This window comes from Flavimobilis soli (assembly GCF_002564025.1).
In the GTDB taxonomy this organism is placed as follows: Bacteria; Actinomycetota; Actinomycetes; order Actinomycetales; family Cellulomonadaceae; genus Flavimobilis; species Flavimobilis soli.
Genome location: NZ_PDJH01000001.1, coordinates 1,279,016 through 1,296,429, shown reverse-complemented (window position 1 = coordinate 1,296,429; position 17,414 = coordinate 1,279,016). Strand labels below are relative to the sequence as shown.

Sequence of the window (17,414 nt, the reverse complement as noted above, 5' to 3'; positions counted from 1 at the left end):
ATGAGTCGTACCCGCGCATCGACGCTCCAGAAGGCTGCTGGCGGCCCGGACCGCTCAGGGCGGCGCTGGATGACGACGGTCGCTGCGGCCGTCGTGCCAGCGCTCCTCGTCGTGCTCGCCTTCGTCAACCCTGGTGTCAAGGTCGCGCAGGTCGACCTGCACGACGGCTCGGTGTGGATCACCGCGAAGACGTCGCAGAAGCTCGGCCGGTTCAACGCCCAGATCAAGGAGCTCAACGGCGGGGTGGTCGCCAACCGCGACCAGTTCGACGTGCTGCAGTCCGGCGCTGACGTCCTCCTCGTCGAGGCCGGCACCGCGACGGTCGTCGACCCGGCGACGGTCTCGCTCAGCACGCCTGTCGTGCTCCCTGCGGACGCGACGGTCGCGATGGACGCCGGGACTGTCGCGGTGACGTCGCCGGACGGTGAGCTGTGGGTCTCCGCCTTCTCGGCGCTCGCCGGCATGTCGCTCGACCCGGGCGCGGCCGACGCGACGCTCGGCGCCGGCGCGGTCGCGGTCGTGACGAAGTCGGGCGTGGTGCTCGCGTTCGACCCGACGACAGGCAAGGTGACGCGCGTCGAGGTCGTCGACGGCCAGAAGGTCGTCACCGAGGGGCCGGAGCTCGAGGACGCCAAGGGCGTCGTGCCCGAGGCCGCGACCGCGGTCGGCGACAAGATCGCCGTGCTCGCGGCGGGGCGCCTCCACGCGGAGGGCTGGGTCGCGGACCTCTCGGCGCAGGGCGCGGTCACGCTCCAGCAGCCCGGGCCCGCGCACGACCGCGTGCTCCTCGGCTCGACGAGCGGCCTCGTGCGCGTCTCGCTCGAGGGCGGCGACGTGAGCGACGTGCCGACAGGCGCGGCGGGCACCCCGGCCGCGCCCGTGTTCCTGGGCGGCTGCGAGTACGGCGCGTGGTCCTCGCCGTCGGGCAGCTACCTGCGCAGCTGCGGCGGCGACGAGCCGCAGATCGAGGCCCTCACGGGGGTCGACGGCGCGACCGAGCTGCGCTTCCGTACCAACCGGAACGTCATCGCGCTCAACGACGTGCGCGAGGGCATGGTCTGGCTGCCGGCGGACGTCCCGACGATGCACCGTCCCGACTGGGACACGATCGATCGCGAGGAGGAGTCCCGCGACGAGGAGAAGACCACCGACGAGGTCGAGTCCACGACGGACACCCTCGAGGAGTGCAAGGAGCAGACGTCGACGCCGCAGCCGCGGCCGGACAAGTACGGCGTCCGCGCGGGCCGCACGACCATCCTGCAGGTCCTCAACAACGACGTGTCGATCGAGTGCGGCGTCCTGACGATCACGGAGATCGACGAGATCCCCGCAGCCTTCGGCACGATCGAGCCCGTGTACGGCGGGCGGGCCCTGCAGCTCACCGTCCAGCCGGGAGCGACCGGTTCGGTCGACTTCACGTACTCCGTGTCGGACGGCCGCGCGGGCAACGTCCCGCAGACCACGACCGTGACGCTGACCGTCGTGCCGAGCGGCACGAACTCGGCCCCGGTGCAGGACCGCCGCCCGACGTTCACCGTCGAGGCGGGCGCGTCGCTGCGCGCGGACGTGCTCGCGTCCTTCACCGACCCGGACGGCGACGACCTGCAGCTCGTGGGCGCGTCGGTCGTCTCGGGCTCGGGGACGGTGCGGGCGCGGCTCGACGGCATCCTGCGCTTCGACGCGACGGGCGCCGAGCTGGGCCGCCGCACGGTCCGCGTGACCGTGAGCGACGGCGAGGACCAGGTCAAGGGTGAGGTCTACGTCGATATCCGCGCGCCCGGCACGGTGCCGCCGGTCATCGAGCCGATCCACGCGACCGCCCGCCAGGGCGAGCTCATCACGGTCGACGTGCTCGCGTCGGTCCGCAACGTGACGAGCGAGCCGGCGCGCCTCGCTGCGGTCGAGGCCGTCGAGGGCACGGAGGTCGTCGCCGACACCTCAGCAGGGACGTTCACCTTCCGCTCGTCGGTGACGGGCACGTACTACGTGCCGGTCGTCGTGACCGCAGGGACGCAGCAGGCCGCGCGCCTCGCGCGGATCGACGTCGTCGCCGTCCCCGAGAAGATCCTCCCGCCGGTCGCCGTGCGCGACATCGCCCTGCTGCCGCTCGGCGGCGAGGTGACGATCGACCCGCTCGCGAACGACACCGACCCGAACGGCTCGGTCCTCGTCCTCGTGTCCGCGACGGCGGGCTCCGGCTCCGACCTGCGGCTCGGCGTCATCAACCACCGCCAGCTCCGGATCTCGGCCGAGCGCTCGCTCGGAGGACCCGAGACGATCGAGTACGTCGTCTCGAACGGGCCCGAGACGGCGCGCGGCGAGATCCTCGTCATCCCGACGGACCCGAGCGCGACGCAGCGCCCGCCGGTCGTGCCAGACGTCGAGGTCACGGTCCGCACCGGCGGCGTCGTCACGATCCCCGTGCTCGAGGACGCGTTCGACCCGGACGGCGACGACATGACGCTCGTCCGCGAGCTCGCGGAGGCCCCGTCCGAGGGCCTGCTCTTCGTCTCCGGCGACGTGCTGCGGTACCAGGCCGGCCCCAACCCGGGCCGGGCGACGGCGATGTTCCAGGTCGCCGACTCGAACGACAACCTCACGACGGCGAAGCTCACGGTCAACGTGCACGCGTCCGACCGTGCGACGAAGGAGCCGGCCCGCCCGCTCGACCTGACCGCCCGCGTGTTCGAGGGCGAGAGCGTGCGCATCTCCGTGCCGCTCGTCGGCATCGACCGCGACGGCGACGGCGTCACGCTGCTCGGCCAGGCGTCCGCCCCCACGAAGGGGCGCATCGTCGCGGTCGGCGCGGACTATCTCGAGTACGAGGCGCTCCCGGGAGAGTCCGGGACCGACACGTTCACGTACGCGGTCGAGGACTGGGTCGGTCAGCGCTCCGTCGCGACGATCCGCGTCGGCATCGCGCTGCGCACCGACGAGCGCCCGCCGATCGTCGCGCGCGACGAGACGGTCCAGGTGCGTCCCGGCGAGCGCATCGAGGTGCGCGTCCTCGCCAACGACGTCGACCCGTCGGGCGGCGAGCTGTCGATCGTCGACCCCTTCACCCCGCCCGAGGGGATCGAGGCGAGCGTCGCCGGTCGCCGCATCGTCGTGCAGACGCCCGAGGACGAGGGTGTCTGGGCGATCCCGTACACCGTCGGCAACGCCCTCGGTGGCCGTGCGAGCGCCGTCCTGACCGTGCGTTCCGTCAAGGACGCGCGGATCGAGCCGCCCGTCGCGCGCGACGTCGTCGTCCCGGCGATCGACACGATCGGCAAGACGACGATCGAGGTCGACGTGCTCGCCGTCGCGGAGAACCCGTCCGGGCCGCTGACGGACCTCGCGGTGTCGGTGCCGAGCAGCCACGCCGCGATCGCCCGGGTCGACGCCGAGAACCAGGTCGTCGTGACTCTCGGCGACACGGCCCGGACCATCCCGTACCTGCTGACGAACACGCGCCCCGAGGCGGACGGCGTCGGGTCGTACGCGTTCATCACGGTGCCCGCCCTCGGTGACTTCCCGCCGGTGCTGCGCCCCAAGGCGCGCGAGCTGCGCGTCGCCTCGGGCGCAGAGCTGCTCATCGACCTCGACGAGTTCGTGCAGGTGGGGCCGGGGCGCACCGCGCGCCTGGCGAGCACCGACAGCGTCTCCGCGACGCGGTCCGACGGCTCGCCGCTCACGGTCGACGAGCGCACCCTGCGCTACGTCTCCGACCCGTCCTACGCGGGCCCTGCGTCGATCACCTTCGAGGTGACGGACGCCGCACAGGGCGCGTCCGACGCGCGCTTCAAGGTGCTCACGCTCCCGATCACGGTCTACGCGACCGAGGACTACCCGCCGCAGTTCCTCGTGCCGACGCTCGACGTCGCGCAGGGCGGCATGCCGATCTCCCTCGACCTCGACGCGGTCACGCGCGGGCCCGAGGGCGAGACGCCCGGCCAGGCGTTGTACGGGTACAAGATCACGACGCCCCCGCCCGCCGGCGTGACCGCGACGCTCAACGGCACCGTGCTCACGCTCCAGGCGAGCACGGCCGCGCAGCCCGAGACGGTCGGCAAGGTGGGCATCCAGATCTCCTACGGCGCCCGCGGCATCCTCGACGAGGCCGTGAACGTGCGCGTCACGCAGAGCGACCGCCAGGCGCCGCGCGTCCAGGACTTCTCGATCGACGCGCTCCCGGGCGTCGCGAGCACCGTCAACGTGCTCACCGGTGCCTTCAACCCGTTCGCCCCCGAGCCGCTGCGCGTCGTGAGCGCGGACGTCGTCGCCGGGCAGGGGACGGTGGCCGTCTCGGGTGGCTCGCTCTCGATCACCCCGGCGTCGACGGCCACCGGGACGATGAAGGTGCGGTTCCGCGTCCGGGACGTGACGAACCTGCCGACGCGTGAGGCCGAGGGCATCGTCACGGTGACGGTCGCCGAGGTGCCTGACGCGCCGTCGGGCCCCGTCGCGCGTGCGGGCGACGGCCCGACGATCGACCTGTCGTGGGACGCGCCCCTCTCCGCGCCGCCCGTGACCGAGTACGAGGTGACCGTGAGCGACGGCACCGTGCTCAGGTCCGTCGGCACGCGCTTGACGGTGCGCAACCTCGAGTACGACCGCGAGTACACGTTCACGGTCCGGGCGCGCAACGTCGTCGGATGGTCCGAGAAGTCGCCCGTGTCGAACCCGGTGCGTCTCGAGGTCACTCCCGAGGCGCCGAGCGCGCCCACCCTCCAGTTCAAGGACGGGGCGCTCGGCGTGAGCTGGAAGGAACCGCGCTCCGAGGGGCTGCCCGTCACCGGCTACGAGATCCAGGTGATCGGCGGCTCGGGCGCGAACCAGATCATCTCCTCGGCGACGACGAGCAGGGACGTCACCGGCCTGCGCAACGGCACGTCGTACTCCGTCCAGGTGCGCGCGACCAACTCGATGGGCAACTGGAGCCCGTGGAGCCCCGCCGCGTCCGAGACGCCTGCCGGGCGTCCGGGGGCGCCGACGCTCAAGACGGAGCAGGGCGACGGGACGATCACGGTCTCGTGGTCCGGGGCCGACCCGAACGGCGCGAAGATCAGCGGCTACACGATCACGATGTCCGGCGGCGAGTCCCGCACGCGTGACGGCTCGCGGTCGAGCGAGACCTTCTCCGTGAACAACGGGCAGGACTACACGTTCACCGTCGTCGCGACGAACCGTGCCGGGACGTCCGACCCGGCGACGATCTCGGCCCGCACGTGGGCGACGCCGGGCGCCGCGACGCGCGACGCCGTCGTGCAGACCAACCCGACCGGCGCCGACTTCGGCGGTGGCGTGGTGCGGTACTCGTGGAACCCGCCGTCGAACACCGGCCGCGTCGGCAAGGGCGTCGACTTCTACTGGGTCCGCATCGGCGACGCCGAGCGCCAGCGCGTCGAGGGCACCTCCGTCACGGTGAGCGGCCAGTCGAGCGAGGCCACCTCGCCGGCCGTGACCGTGCGCCCGTGCATCGTCGAGGGCGGCGGCAACGTGTGCGCCCCGACGGAGTCGGCTCTCCGCCTCGAGGGCATCCGCGTCGTGACCGTGCCGCAGTCGCCCGAGGTCACGGTTGAGGCCACGGGCGGACGCAGCTACAGGTGGAGCGTCCGGGCGCGAAGCGACGGCGGGTCCCCGGCTGACCTGAAGGTATGTGTGCTGGAGGAGGGCAAGCCCGAACGGTGCGAGCAGGGCACCACCGGCACGGACTCGCACCGCGGCGTCATCACGGTCACCGCGTTCGCCAGAAACGGGGTCGGGGACAGCAAGGTCGCCACCGCGAGCGTCACGACGACTCCCGATCCGCCTCAGGCGCCGGATCTCGTCGCTTCTTCGCCCGTCGAGCTCGGTGTGACGGCGACGTGGACCCCACACGTGGACGACGGGGGCGCACCGCTCAAGGAGTTCACCTGGGGTTACCGCAAGAAGGGCACGCTCCTCTGGACAGAAGGGTCTGTCGCAAGTTCGCAGCGCACGTTCTCGTTCACGGTGCCTGAGTCTGACGGCGGCGCGGAGTACGACATCCGCGTGCGCGCGGTGAACTCGGCGGACAAGGCCAGCGACTGGGCCACGACGACCGTCACGGTGACGCCGAAGGCCGCGCCCGACCCGCCGCCCGACGACGGGGAGGACGGCCCGTAGCAAGCCCCGCGGGGCGGCGCTCGGTAGAGTGAGCCCGCCCTGGAGAACATCGCAGCACACAGCCCGACCCGACCTGGGTCCTGACCACGGAGGCACCGCACCGTGATGACACCCGAGCAGGCCGGCTGGTTCGCCGAGACCTTCGAGGCGCTGACCGCGAACGTCAGCAAGGCCGTCCTCGGCAAGGAGCACACGATCCGCCTCGCCATGACCGCGATGCTCGCCGAGGGGCACCTGCTCCTCGAGGACGCACCGGGCACCGGCAAGACGTCGCTCGCTCGCGCCATGGCTGCGACCGTGCAGGGCACGCACCACCGCATCCAGTTCACGCCGGACCTGCTGCCCTCCGACGTCACGGGCGTCTCGGTCTATGACCAGTCGACCGGCTCCTTCACGTTCCACCGTGGGCCCGTCTTCACGTCGATCCTGCTCGCCGACGAGATCAACCGCGCCTCGCCCAAGACGCAGTCCGCGCTCCTCGAGGTCATGGAAGAGGCCCGCGTGACCGTCGACGGCGTGCCGTACGACGTCGGGCGGCCCTTCATGGTCATCGCGACCCAGAACCCGATCGAGCAGGCGGGCACCTACAAGCTGCCCGAGGCGCAGCTCGACCGCTTCCTCATCAAGACGTCGCTCGGCTACCCCGACCACGCGTCGACCGTGCGCATCCTCGCCGGGGCCGCAGACCGCGACCGTGCGTCCCGCCTCGCACCCAAGATCACGACCGAGGCGCTCGCCGAGATGGCCGACATGGCCGCCACCGTCCACGTCGACGAGGCCGTCCTCGACTACGTCTCGCGCCTCGCCGAGGCCACCCGCGAGGACGCGCGCACCCGCCTCGGCGTGAGCGTCCGCGGTTGCCTCGCCCTCGTGCGCAGCGCCAAGGTGTGGGCGGCGTCCCTCGGACGCCCGTTCGTCATCCCCGACGACATCAAGGACCTTGCGGAGCCCGTGCTCGCGCACCGCCTCGTCCTCGACGTCGAGGCAGAGTTCGCCGGCGTCACGAGCGACGAGGTCCTCCAGGACGTCGTCGCCACGACCGCGCCCCCCGTGGAGCGGGTCGTCTGACGATGCCTCCCGTCCCGGTCGCCCCTGCGGCGCTGAGACGCGCGGCGGCGCCCGTGACCCACGGGCTCGCCGTCGTCCGGCGTCCGCTCGCGCGTGCCCTCGGGCACGCCACGCCGCTCGGCTGGACGGTCTTCGCGCTCGCGGTCCTCGGCATCCTCGCCGGGCGACGCCTCGGCTGGGACGAGCTCGTCACCGGGGGCGTCACCCTCGCCGGCCTGCTCGTCATCAGCATCATCCTCACGCTCGGCCGCTCCACCTACTCGGTCGAGCTCGACCTCGCCGACCGCCGCGTCACCGTCGGCCAGCGCGCCCTCGGACGCATCGCCGTCACCAACGTCGGCCGCTCACGCATGCTGCCCGCCGAGATCGAGCTGCCCGTCGGCGCAGGCGCCGCAAGCTTCGAGATGCCGTCCATGGCGGCGGGAGCGGTCCACGAAGAGGTCTTCGCCGTGCCGACCGCACGGCGCGCCGTCGTCGTCGTCGGGCCCGTGCGGTCCGTGCGCGGCGACGCGCTCGGGCTCGTGCGGCGCCAGCTGCGCTGGACCGAGCCCGAAGAGCTCTACATCCACCCGCGCATCGTGTCGCTCGCCTCCGCCCGCACCGGCGTCATGCGCGACCTCGAAGGACAGACGACCCGCGTCGTCTCCGAGAACGACATGTCCTTCCACGCGCTGCGCGAGTACGTCGCCGGCGACGACCGCCGCAACATCCACTGGCGCACGAGCGCCCGCCTCAACAAGCTCATGGTCCGCCAGTACGAGGACACGCGACGCACGCACACGGCGCTCGCGCTCGAGGACTCGCGCGCCGCCTACCTCGACGAGGACGAGTACGAGGCCGCCGTCGAGGTGTTCGCGTCGCTCGGCGCGCAGGCCGTCCGCGAGGGCCTCGAGATCACCGCGCTCTCCGGCGAGGACGTGCTGCGCACCGGCACGCCGCCGCGCTTCCTCGACGACTGCGCCGGCCTCGCCTCCCGTCCCGGCCCGACCGGACCCGGCGTGACCCGCACCGTCGCGCAGTCCGTCCCGCACGCCTCCATGGTCATCGTCGTCACCGGCTCCGTCCCAGACGCCGCCGAGCTGCGCCGCTCCGCCCTCCACGTCCCTGCAGGCGTGCGCACGGCGATCATCGTCGTCTCGCTCGGCCACGAGCTGCGCATGCAGACGCTCGGCCGCCTGTCCGTCGCGCACATCGGCGACCTCGCCGACCTGCCGCGCCTCGTCTCCAGGCTGGTGTCACCGTGAGGGCCACGGAGCAGAAGGTCCGCGACGTCGAGCTGTCCGGGGTCCACACGACGCCTCCCGGCGTCCGCCGCGTCATCGACGTCACCGTGCTCGGCCTCGCGATCGTCCTCGCGCTCCTCGTCCTGCTGCCCGTCTACGGCACCTCGACGGTCCTCCTGCCGATCGTCGGCGGTGTCCTGCTCGGCGCTCTCGTCGTGCTCGTCGCACGCGAGCGCGGCTGGTCGTCGTTCGTCGTCGTCGGCCTGACGCTCGGCGTCTACCTCCTCCTCGGCGGGGCGCTCGCCGCGCCGTCGACGACGGTCGCGCGCGTCGTGCCGTCCCTCGAGACGCTCGTGTCGCTCGTCAGCGGCCTCGTCGCCGTGTGGAAGGAGATGCTCACCCTCGAACCGCCGATCGGCCCGGTCGACAACCTCATGGTCGCGCCGTTCGTCCTCGCGCTTGGCGGGACGGTCGTCGCGGGCATGCTCGGCACCGTCGCGGCGTCGTCCTGGACCGGGTGGGCCTCCCCGGGCGCCGCACGCGGCGCTCATCGGCCCCTCGCGAGCGAAGGCGCGACGCGCCGCGCCGCCGCCGTCTCCGTCATCGCCGCGAGCATCGTGCCCGGGATCGTCCTCGTCGTGTCGATCCTGCTCGGCACCGTCGAGGCGCCCTACGCGACCGTCGTCGGCCTCGGCATGGCCGTGCTCCTCACGCCCTGGGTCGCGTGGCGCCTGCGCAGCTGGCACCCCCGCCGCATCGTCACCCTCGTGCTCATGGCGGGCGTCGCCGTCGCCTCAGGGCTCGTCGTGACGCCGCAGGTCGCGGGCGACGCGCCCCGCACCGTGCTCCGCAACGAGATCGTTCCGCCGTTCGACCCGAACGACCACGCGAGCCCGCTCGCCGCCTGGCGCCGCTACGTCAAGGACTTCCCCGAGAAGCCGCTGTTCCGCGTCGAGGGCCTGCCCGAGGGCTCGCTCGTGCGGCTCGCGACGATGGACGCGTTCGACGGCGTCGTCTGGAACGTCGCGGACGAGTCCGCGAGCAGCTCGACCGGCGCGTTCCGCCGCGTCGGCGAGCAGATCCCGACGAACGTCACCGGCACCCGCGCCGAGGTCGCGTTCACGATCGAGGCGCTCGACGGCGTCTGGATGCCGATGGTCGGCCAGACGACGAGCCTGACCTTCGAAGGCCGGCGCAGCCGCGAGCAGCAGCGCGCCTTCCGCTTCAACGACGCGACCGGCGGCGCCGTCCTCCCTGAGGGCCTGCGCGCCGGGGACCGGTACCGCGCCGAGACGATCGTGCCCGAGGTCCCGTCCGACGAGGAGCTCGCGTCCGCGGTCGCCGCGACGATCGCGCAGCCGGAGCTCGAGCGCGTCCCCGACTCGGTCGCGCAGCGCGCCTCCACGATCGCGTCCGAGGCGGCGAGCCCCGCGCTCGTCGCGCGCGCGGTCGAGGCGACCCTGCAGCAGGGCTGGTTCAGCCACGGCATCGAGGCGGCCGGGGACTACCCGTCGCTGTCCGGCCACGGCGCCGCCCGCATCGACGAGCTGCTCACGGGCGAGCTCATGGTCGGCGACGGCGAGCAGTACGCGTCCGCGATGGCGCTCATGGCGCGCCACCTCGGCCTGCCCGCCCGCGTCGTCATGGGCTTCCGGGCTCCCGACGGCGCGACGAGCGACGCCGAGATCACCGGCAACGAGATCCAGGCGTGGGTCGAGATCGCGTACGAGCGGTACGGCTGGGTGCCGTACTTCCCGACGCCCGACGAGTCCCGCACGCCGAGCGAGGAGACGGAGCCGCAGGACTCCGAGCCGCAGCCCGAGGTCGTGCAGCCCCCGCCGCCGCCGGAGGACCCGGTCACGCCGCCCAAGGAGGACATCGAGAACCCCGAGGTCGACTCGGACGACGAGATCGTCGAGGACCCGACCGACTGGCGGCTCATCGTGACGCTCACGCTGTCGATCGCCGTGCCCGTCCTCGTCGTCGTGCTGCCGCCGTTCCTCATCCTCGCGGCGAAGGCGCGTCGCCAGCGGCGGCGGCGTACCGCGCCCGCCCCGCTCGACCGTGTGACGGGGGCGTGGGACGAAGTGCTCGACGCCGCGCACGACCGTCGCGAGCTCGTGTCGCGGTTCGCGACGCGCGCCGAGAGCGCCCGCGCCCTCGAGGCCTCGTTCCCGGGCGTGCGCGTGCAGCCGCTCGCGCGGTCCGCGGACACCGCCGTGTTCGGTCCGGGCCTTCCGTCGGAGGCCGACGCCGAGGCGCTGTGGGCGCAGGCAGACGACGTGGTCGCCGGCATCGCCGCGCACGGCACGAGGTGGCAGCGGTTCCGGGGGCGGATCTCGCTCGCGTCGCTGCGTGCGCGCGCCCAGCAGCGTCGGGCGGAGCGTCGCGAGCGCGACGCGCTCCTGCGCGCCGAGCTGTTGCGCCAGGGCGGGCCGGTCGTGCAGACACGACGTTCGCGGCTCGCCGAGTGGCGGACGCGGCGCGCGCAGAAGCGCGGCTGACACGCCCTGCGCCCCGCGCGTGCGACGTCGTCGTGCGGGGATCGTGTGTGCGTGTGGTCGCGCTCCGGGGCCCGGTTGGGGCGGGCGGACTAGGCTGGGACAGGCGGTACGTCGAGATGTCCGCGATGTGAGCACCACATCCCGGACCGTGACACGCGGGGCCGGGTGACCGAGACTCGCAGCACCGCCCGGACACCACCTTGATCGGAAGGCACCAACTCGTGAGCAACAACCGCCCCCTGCGCGTCGCGGTCGTCGGCGCCGGCCCGGCCGGCATCTACGCCTCGGACATCCTGTCGAAGGCGGACGTCGACGTCTCGATCGACCTCATCGAGCGCCTCCCCGCACCGTTCGGGCTCGTGCGCTACGGCGTCGCCCCCGACCACCCCCGCATCAAGATGATCATCCAGGCGCTGCACAAGGTGCTCGAGCGCGGCGACGTGCGCCTCCTCGCCAACGTCGACTTCGGCACCGACGTCACCCTCGACGAGCTGCAGGACCACTACGACGCCGTCATCTTCTCGACCGGCTGCATCAAGGACGCCCCGCTCGCGATCCCCGGCGCCGACCTGGACGGTTCGTACGGCGCCGCCGACTTCGTGTCCTGGTACGACGGCCACCCCGACGTGCCGCGCACGTGGCCGCTCGACGCCCAGCACGTCGCCGTGCTCGGCGCGGGCAACGTCGCGCTCGACGTCGCGCGCATCCTCTCCAAGCACGCCGACGACCTGCTGCCGACCGAGATCCCGGACAACGTCTACGAGATCCTCAAGCAGTCGCCCGTCACCGACGTGCACGTGTTCGCCCGCCGCGGCCCCGCGCAGGCGAAGTTCTCGCCGCTCGAGCTCCGCGAGCTCGGCCACGTGCCCGACGTCGACGTGATCGTCTACCCCGAGGACTACGAGTTCGACGAGGGCTCGATGGCCGCGATCGAGTCGTCCAACCAGACCAAGCAGGTCGTCAAGACGCTCACCGACTGGGCCCTCGCGGACCCGTCCGGCTTCTCGGCGTCGCGCCGCCTGCACCTGCACTTCCTGCACGCCCCCGCCGAGATCCTCGGTGAGGACGGCAAGGTCGTCGGTCTGCGCACCGAGCGCACGCGCCTGACGGGCGACGGTACGGTGACCGGCACCGGCCAGTTCCACGACTGGCCCGTCGAGGCCGTCTACCGCGCCGTCGGCTACTTCGGCTCCGAGCTGCCCGGCATCCCGTTCGACCCGATCAAGGGCGTCATCCCCAACCGCGAGGGTCGCGTCGTCGACGCGACGGGCGAGCAGGTCCCCGGCGTGTACGCGACCGGCTGGATCAAGCGCGGCCCCGTCGGCCTCATCGGCCACACGAAGTCCGACGCGTCGGAGACGATCCGCCACCTCGTCGAGGACGTCGAGTCCCTGCCCCGCGCCGCGCACGGCGACCCCGAGGACATCACGACGTTCCTCAAGGACAAGGGCGTCGACGTCATCGAGTGGAACGACTTCGTGAACCTCGAGGCGCACGAGATCGCGCTCGGCCAGGCCGCCGGCCGCGAGCGCATCAAGGTCGTCCCGCGCGAGGAGATGATCGCGATCGCGAAGGGCGTCAGCGCGCCCACCGCCTGAGCCACCTGCACGTCCACGAGGGCGCCCCGCCGACCGGCGGGGCGCCCTCGTGGTGTCCTGGGCCCGCCCCGCCACCCGCCCCGCCGCCTGCGCCGGGCACCCGTGGCCGGGATCACGGCGCCGCCCGCACCCGGGCCGGGAACGCCGCGGCGCCGTCGCGCGTTGAAGCAGGTGAGGTCGACGCCGGTTCCCCTCGGGGCACGACTGCCCGACGGCGTCGCCCGAGGGGAGAAGGATGCACAGGCACAACAACGGGCTCAAGACCGCGGCGCTCTTCGGCGTCCTGTGGGCGGTCCTGCTCGGGCTGTGGGCGCTGTTCTTCCGCAACAGCTCCGGCATGCTCATGATCTTCGTCGGGCTCGGGCTCGTGTCGACGTTCTACTCGTACTGGAACTCCGACAAGATCGCGATCCGCGCGATGCACGCCTACCCCGTCACGGAGCTCGAGCAGCCCGCGATGTACCGGATCGTGCGCGAGCTCTCGACGGAGGCGCGCCAGCCGATGCCGCGCCTGTACGTCTCGCCGACCGCCGCCCCCAACGCGTTCGCGACGGGCCGCAACCCCGCCAACGCCGCCGTCTGCTGCACGGAGGGCATCCTGACCATGCTCGACGAGCGCGAGCTGCGCGGCGTGCTCGGCCACGAGCTCATGCACGTCTACAACCGCGACATCCTCACGTCGTCCGTCGCCGCCGCGATCGCCGGTGTCGTCACGTCGCTCGGGCAGTTCCTGCTGTTCTTCGGCGGCGGCGACCGCCGCAACGCGAACCCGCTCGCCGCGATCGCCATGGCGATCCTCGCGCCGCTCGCGGCGTCGCTCATCCAGATGAGCATCTCCCGCACGCGCGAGTTCGACGCCGACGAGGACGGCGCCGCCCTGACCCGCGACCCGCTCGCGCTCGCCTCCGCGCTGCGCAAGCTCGAACGCGGCACGCAGGCTGCGCCGCTGCCTGTGACGCAACCGCTCGAGAACGTCTCGCACCTCATGATCGCGAACCCGTTCCGGGCCAAGGACCTGGGCCGACTCTTCTCGACGCACCCGCCGATGGACGAGCGAGTCGCACGCCTGGAGCGCATGGCGTACGGCCGCTGACGGCAGCCCCGCACAGGGGCGCTGCGCCGCGGATCTAGTATGGATCTCATGATCGAGCTGCGCACCCCCTCCGAGATCGACGAGATGCGAGAGTCCGGACGGGTGGTCGCCCAGGCGCTCGCCGCCGTCAAGGACGCCGCGAAGGTGGGGACGACCCTCCTCGAGCTCGACAAGATCGCCCGCGACGTGATCTTCGGTGCGGGCGCGACGTCGCCCTTCCTCAACTACCACCCGGACTGGGCCCCGACCCCGTTCCCGGGCGTGATCTGCGCGAGCATCAACGACGCCGTCGTGCACGGCATCCCGACCGACCAGGTCATCGAGGACGGCGACCTCGTCTCGATCGACTGCGGCGCCGTCCTCAAGGGTTGGGCCTCCGACTCGGCGATCTCGTTCGTCGTCGGCACGCCTCGCCGGGAGGACCTGGACCTCATCGCGACGACGACCGCCGCGCTCGAGGCAGGCATCGCCGCCGCGCAGGTCGGCAACCGTCTCGGCGACATCTCGTCCGCGATCGGTCGCGTCGCCCGCAAGGCGAAGCTCGGCAACCTCGAGGACCACGGCGGCCACGGTGTCGGCCGCGAGATGCACGGCGAGCCGTTCATCCCGAACGAGGGCCGTGCAGGCAAGGGTCTCGAGCTCAAGGCTGGCCTCGTGATCGCGCTCGAGCCGATGTTCATCCACGGCGGCTCGGGCCGCTACCGCCACGGCGACGACGGCTGGACGCTCTACTCGCGCTCGCGTCAGCGCGCGGCGCACGTCGAGCACACGATCGCCATCACGGACGACGGCCCGCGCATCCTCACGCAGCTCTGACCTCGCCCGCTCGTGCGGCCGGTTGTCAGACCAGACGCGTCACTTAGCCGTGCATCCAGTCTGACAACCGTATTAGCCGTACCTGAGCCATGCACGACGTCGGCCCGCGGCCGCGCGCTGGCGCGCTGGCCTGCGCCGAGGCGTCCGCCCCCGCCGCCGCGTCGGTAGTCAGACCAGACGCGTCACTTAACTGCGCATCGAGTCTGACAACCGTGTGAGCCGCACTCAGGGGAGCAGGCGCTCGAGGTGGGCGGCAACGCCGTCGTCCACGTTCGACGCCGTGACCGCGTCCGCGGCGGCGAGGACGTCGGGGTGGGCGTTCGCGACGGCGACGCCGCGTCCGGCCCAGCCGAGCATCGGCAGGTCGTTCGGCATGTCGCCGAACGCCCACACGTCCTGCGGCGCGACGTCGTGCGACTCGCACCAGCGCGCCAGCGCCGCAGCCTTCGTGACGGACGGCGCGGTCATCTCCGCGAGGCCGACGGCGCCCGAGTAGGCGAGCACCGCACGCGTCCCGACCGTCGCCTCGACCCGTGCGAAGAACTCAGCGGGAGCGACGCCGTCGAGCACCGCGAGCAGCTTGCCGACCGTGTGCGCCGGGTCGGGGCTCAGCGACTCCTCGATGTAGCGGCGCATCAGGTCCGCCGGGACGGGGTGCTCGGTCGCGAACGTCGGGTCGTAGACGGGCCCGTCAAGCCGCTCGACAGCGAGGGCGACGCCCGGGATCGCGGCCCGCAGGTCCGCGACGAGCGCTCCGAGCGCGTCGACGGCGAAGCCGCGCACGTCGGTCATCGTCGCGGTCGCGAAGTCGTAGACGGCCGCGCCGTTCATGCAGATCGCGGTGCCGTGCGAGCCAGCCACGTCCGCGAGCTCGGCGAGCCAGCGCGGCGGGCGGGCGGTGACGAACACGACGCGCACCCCGGCGTCGTCGAGACGACGGAGGACGCGCCGCGTGCGGTCGGAGACGGTCCCGTCCTGGCGCAGGAGGGTGCCGTCGAGATCCGTCGCGACGACCTTCGGCGGCATGCTCACGAGCCGGCCGAGGCCCGGCGCTCGACCGTCACGAGGCCGCCCGCGAGCGCGAGGCACAGCGGTGAGTAGACGGCGAGGTCGAGCGAGCGGAAGCGTTCCGACGCCGGCCGCAGCCCGGTGCTCGAGGCGACGAGCCCGGCGAGGCCGCGCGCGCCGAGCGCCGCGGCGGCGCCGCGCACGCCCAGCGAGGCGAGGCGTGCCAGCGTCGAGCCAGCGTCGGCGGGGCTGCGGGTGCCGCGCACGAGGGCCGCACCCGCGGCGGCCGAGAGCGCGCCCGCGACCGCCAGGCAGGCGCCCGCGCCGGGCACCCTCCCGCCGTCGGTCCCGATGACCGTCTCGACGAACTCGTCGCCGTCACGCAGCGGGAAGGTGGAGCCGGTCGCCCACAGGGCGTGCAACGCCGCGAGGCCGCCGAGGGCGGTCGCCGTCGCGACCGCCGCCGGCCGGGCCGTCCGCGGGGTGCTCATCGCTCAGCGGTAGTTGGTGAACTGCACCGCGAAGTCGAGGTCGGCGTTCTTGAGGAGCGCCTGGACGGCCTGCAGGTCGTCGCGGGACTTCGACGTGGCGCGGACCTCCTCACCGGTGATCTGCGTCTTGACGCTCTTGGGGCCCTCGTCGCGGATCAGCTTGGTGATCTTCTTGGCGTTCTCGCCGGCGAGGCCCTCCTTGAGGACGCCCTCGAGGCGGTACTCCTTGCCGGAGAGCTGCGGGCCCTTGTCGCCCGTGTCGAACGCCTTGAGCGAGATGCCGCGCTTGATGAGCTTCGTCTGGAAGACGTCGAGGATCGCGAGGACGCGCTCCTCGGAGTTGGCGATCATGACGATCTTCTCGCCGGACCACGCGATGGACGCACCGACGTTCTTGAAGTCGTAGCGCTGGTTGATCTCCTTGACCGCCTGGTTGAGGGCGTTGTCGACCTCCTGGCGGTCGACCTTGCTGACGATGTCCATCGAGGAATCTGCCACGGCTGCTTCTCCTTCTCGCGCGGGTGGACGGGGCTCGGACCAGCCTATCGGGACGGGTCCGGGGTCGTGGCGGTGCCGCCGTCGAGCGGGGTGGCCGCGCGCATCGCGCGGATGCCGTCGACGCCGAGGACGACGAGCGCGACCCACACGAGGGAGAAGCCGACCCAGCGGGTCGGGCTCATCGACTCGTCGAGGATCAGCACGCCGATGACGAGCTGCATCGACGGTGTGAGGTACTGCAGCAGCCCGACGACGGACAGCGGCAGGCGCCGCGCGGCACCCGAGAAGAGGAGCAGGGGCACGACGGTGACGACGCCGAGCGACGCGACGAGCAGCCCGTAGCCGACGCCGTTGCCGAGGAGCGACTCCTCCGACCCGAGCCACGCGAGGTACGCGAGCGCGAACGGCGTGAGGAAGGCCGTCTCGACGGCGAGGCCCGGCAGTGCGCCGACCGTGCGGCCGACGCGGTTCTTCACGAGGCCGTAGCCACCGAACGTCAGGGCGAGGCTGAGCGAGAGCCACAGCGCGCCGTCGGACCCCGTCGCGATCACGACGACCGCGACAGCGCCGATGCCCAGCGCCCACAGCTGCGCGCGCCGCAGGCGCTCCCGCAGCACGAGCACCGCCAGCAGCACCGTGACGAGCGGGTTGATGTAGTAGCCGAGCGACGAGTCGACGACGTGGCCGTGGGTCACGCCCCACACGAACAGGTACCAGTTGACGCCGACGAGCGCCGCCGCCGCGGCGAGCACCGCGAGCGTGCGCGGCGACCGGAAGATCGCCGTGAACTGCCGCCACTGCCCGACGACCGGCAGCACGAGGAGGCAGAAGACCAGGCCCCACAGCGCCCGCTGCGCGATCATCTCGACCGAGCCCGTCCGGTCGAGAAGGTTGAAGTAGAGCGGCAGGAAGCCCCACAGCAGGTACGAGCCCAGGCCGAGGGCGAGGCCCGTGCGGTCGAGCGACGACGGGGCGGAGTTCGTGGA

At 72.6% G+C, this 17,414-nt stretch carries 10 protein-coding genes and 1 pseudogene; 7 read left to right on the top strand and 4 right to left on the bottom strand.

The genetic code is table 11. The features are described from left to right. From ATL41_RS05925 to map, 7 genes are all read left to right on the top strand, one after another. Positions 1-6,129, top strand: a complete 6,129-nt coding sequence (locus ATL41_RS05925) for an Ig-like domain-containing protein (RefSeq protein ID WP_098457650.1) — start codon at positions 1-3, stop codon at positions 6,127-6,129. A gap of 105 nt (positions 6,130-6,234) precedes the next feature. Beyond that, positions 6,235-7,197, top strand: a complete 963-nt coding sequence (locus ATL41_RS05920) for an AAA family ATPase (protein ID WP_098457649.1) — start codon at positions 6,235-6,237, stop codon at positions 7,195-7,197. A 2-nt stretch (positions 7,198-7,199) separates the two neighbouring features. Beyond that, complete coding sequence (locus ATL41_RS05915) at positions 7,200-8,441, top strand: DUF58 domain-containing protein (protein WP_098457648.1); 1,242 nt, start codon at positions 7,200-7,202, stop codon at positions 8,439-8,441. Beyond that, positions 8,438-10,924, top strand: a complete 2,487-nt coding sequence (locus ATL41_RS05910; protein WP_098457647.1) for a transglutaminase domain-containing protein — start codon at positions 8,438-8,440, stop codon at positions 10,922-10,924. Before ATL41_RS05915 ends, ATL41_RS05910 begins: the two co-directional genes overlap by 4 nt. Before the next feature lie 221 nt (positions 10,925-11,145). Continuing rightward, positions 11,146-12,522, top strand: coding sequence for an FAD-dependent oxidoreductase (locus ATL41_RS05905; protein WP_098457646.1), 1,377 nt, complete (start codon positions 11,146-11,148; stop codon positions 12,520-12,522). Positions 12,523-12,757: 235 nt separating this feature from the next. Continuing rightward, a complete protein-coding gene (gene htpX, locus ATL41_RS05900) occupies positions 12,758-13,615 on the top strand; it encodes a zinc metalloprotease HtpX (RefSeq protein ID WP_098457645.1) in 858 nt (285 codons plus the stop codon). Between the two features lie 48 nt (positions 13,616-13,663). Continuing rightward, on the top strand, positions 13,664-14,431 hold the full coding sequence (gene map / locus ATL41_RS05895; protein ID WP_098458951.1) for a type I methionyl aminopeptidase: 768 nt from the start codon (positions 13,664-13,666) through the stop codon (positions 14,429-14,431). Between the two features lie 225 nt (positions 14,432-14,656). Here map and ATL41_RS05890 read toward each other — a convergent pair whose 3' ends face one another. The 4 genes and pseudogenes from ATL41_RS05890 to rarD all read right to left on the bottom strand — a co-directional run. Next, on the bottom strand, positions 14,657-15,457 hold the full coding sequence (locus ATL41_RS05890) for an HAD family hydrolase (protein WP_098457644.1): 801 nt from the start codon (positions 15,455-15,457) through the stop codon (positions 14,657-14,659). 2 nt (positions 15,458-15,459) lie between these two features. Beyond that, positions 15,460-15,930, bottom strand: coding sequence for a DUF3995 domain-containing protein (locus ATL41_RS05885; RefSeq protein WP_098457643.1), 471 nt, complete (start codon positions 15,928-15,930; stop codon positions 15,460-15,462). 3 nt (positions 15,931-15,933) lie between these two features. Then, positions 15,934-16,428 carry a YajQ family cyclic di-GMP-binding protein gene (locus ATL41_RS05880; RefSeq protein ID WP_098457642.1) on the bottom strand — a complete coding sequence of 165 codons (495 nt, stop codon included), beginning with the start codon at positions 16,426-16,428 and terminating at the stop codon, positions 15,934-15,936. Between the two features lie 44 nt (positions 16,429-16,472). Further along, a pseudogene (rarD, locus tag ATL41_RS05875) lies at positions 16,473-17,369 on the bottom strand (EamA family transporter RarD); the annotation flags it as partial. Between the last annotated feature and the right edge of the window lie 45 nt (positions 17,370-17,414).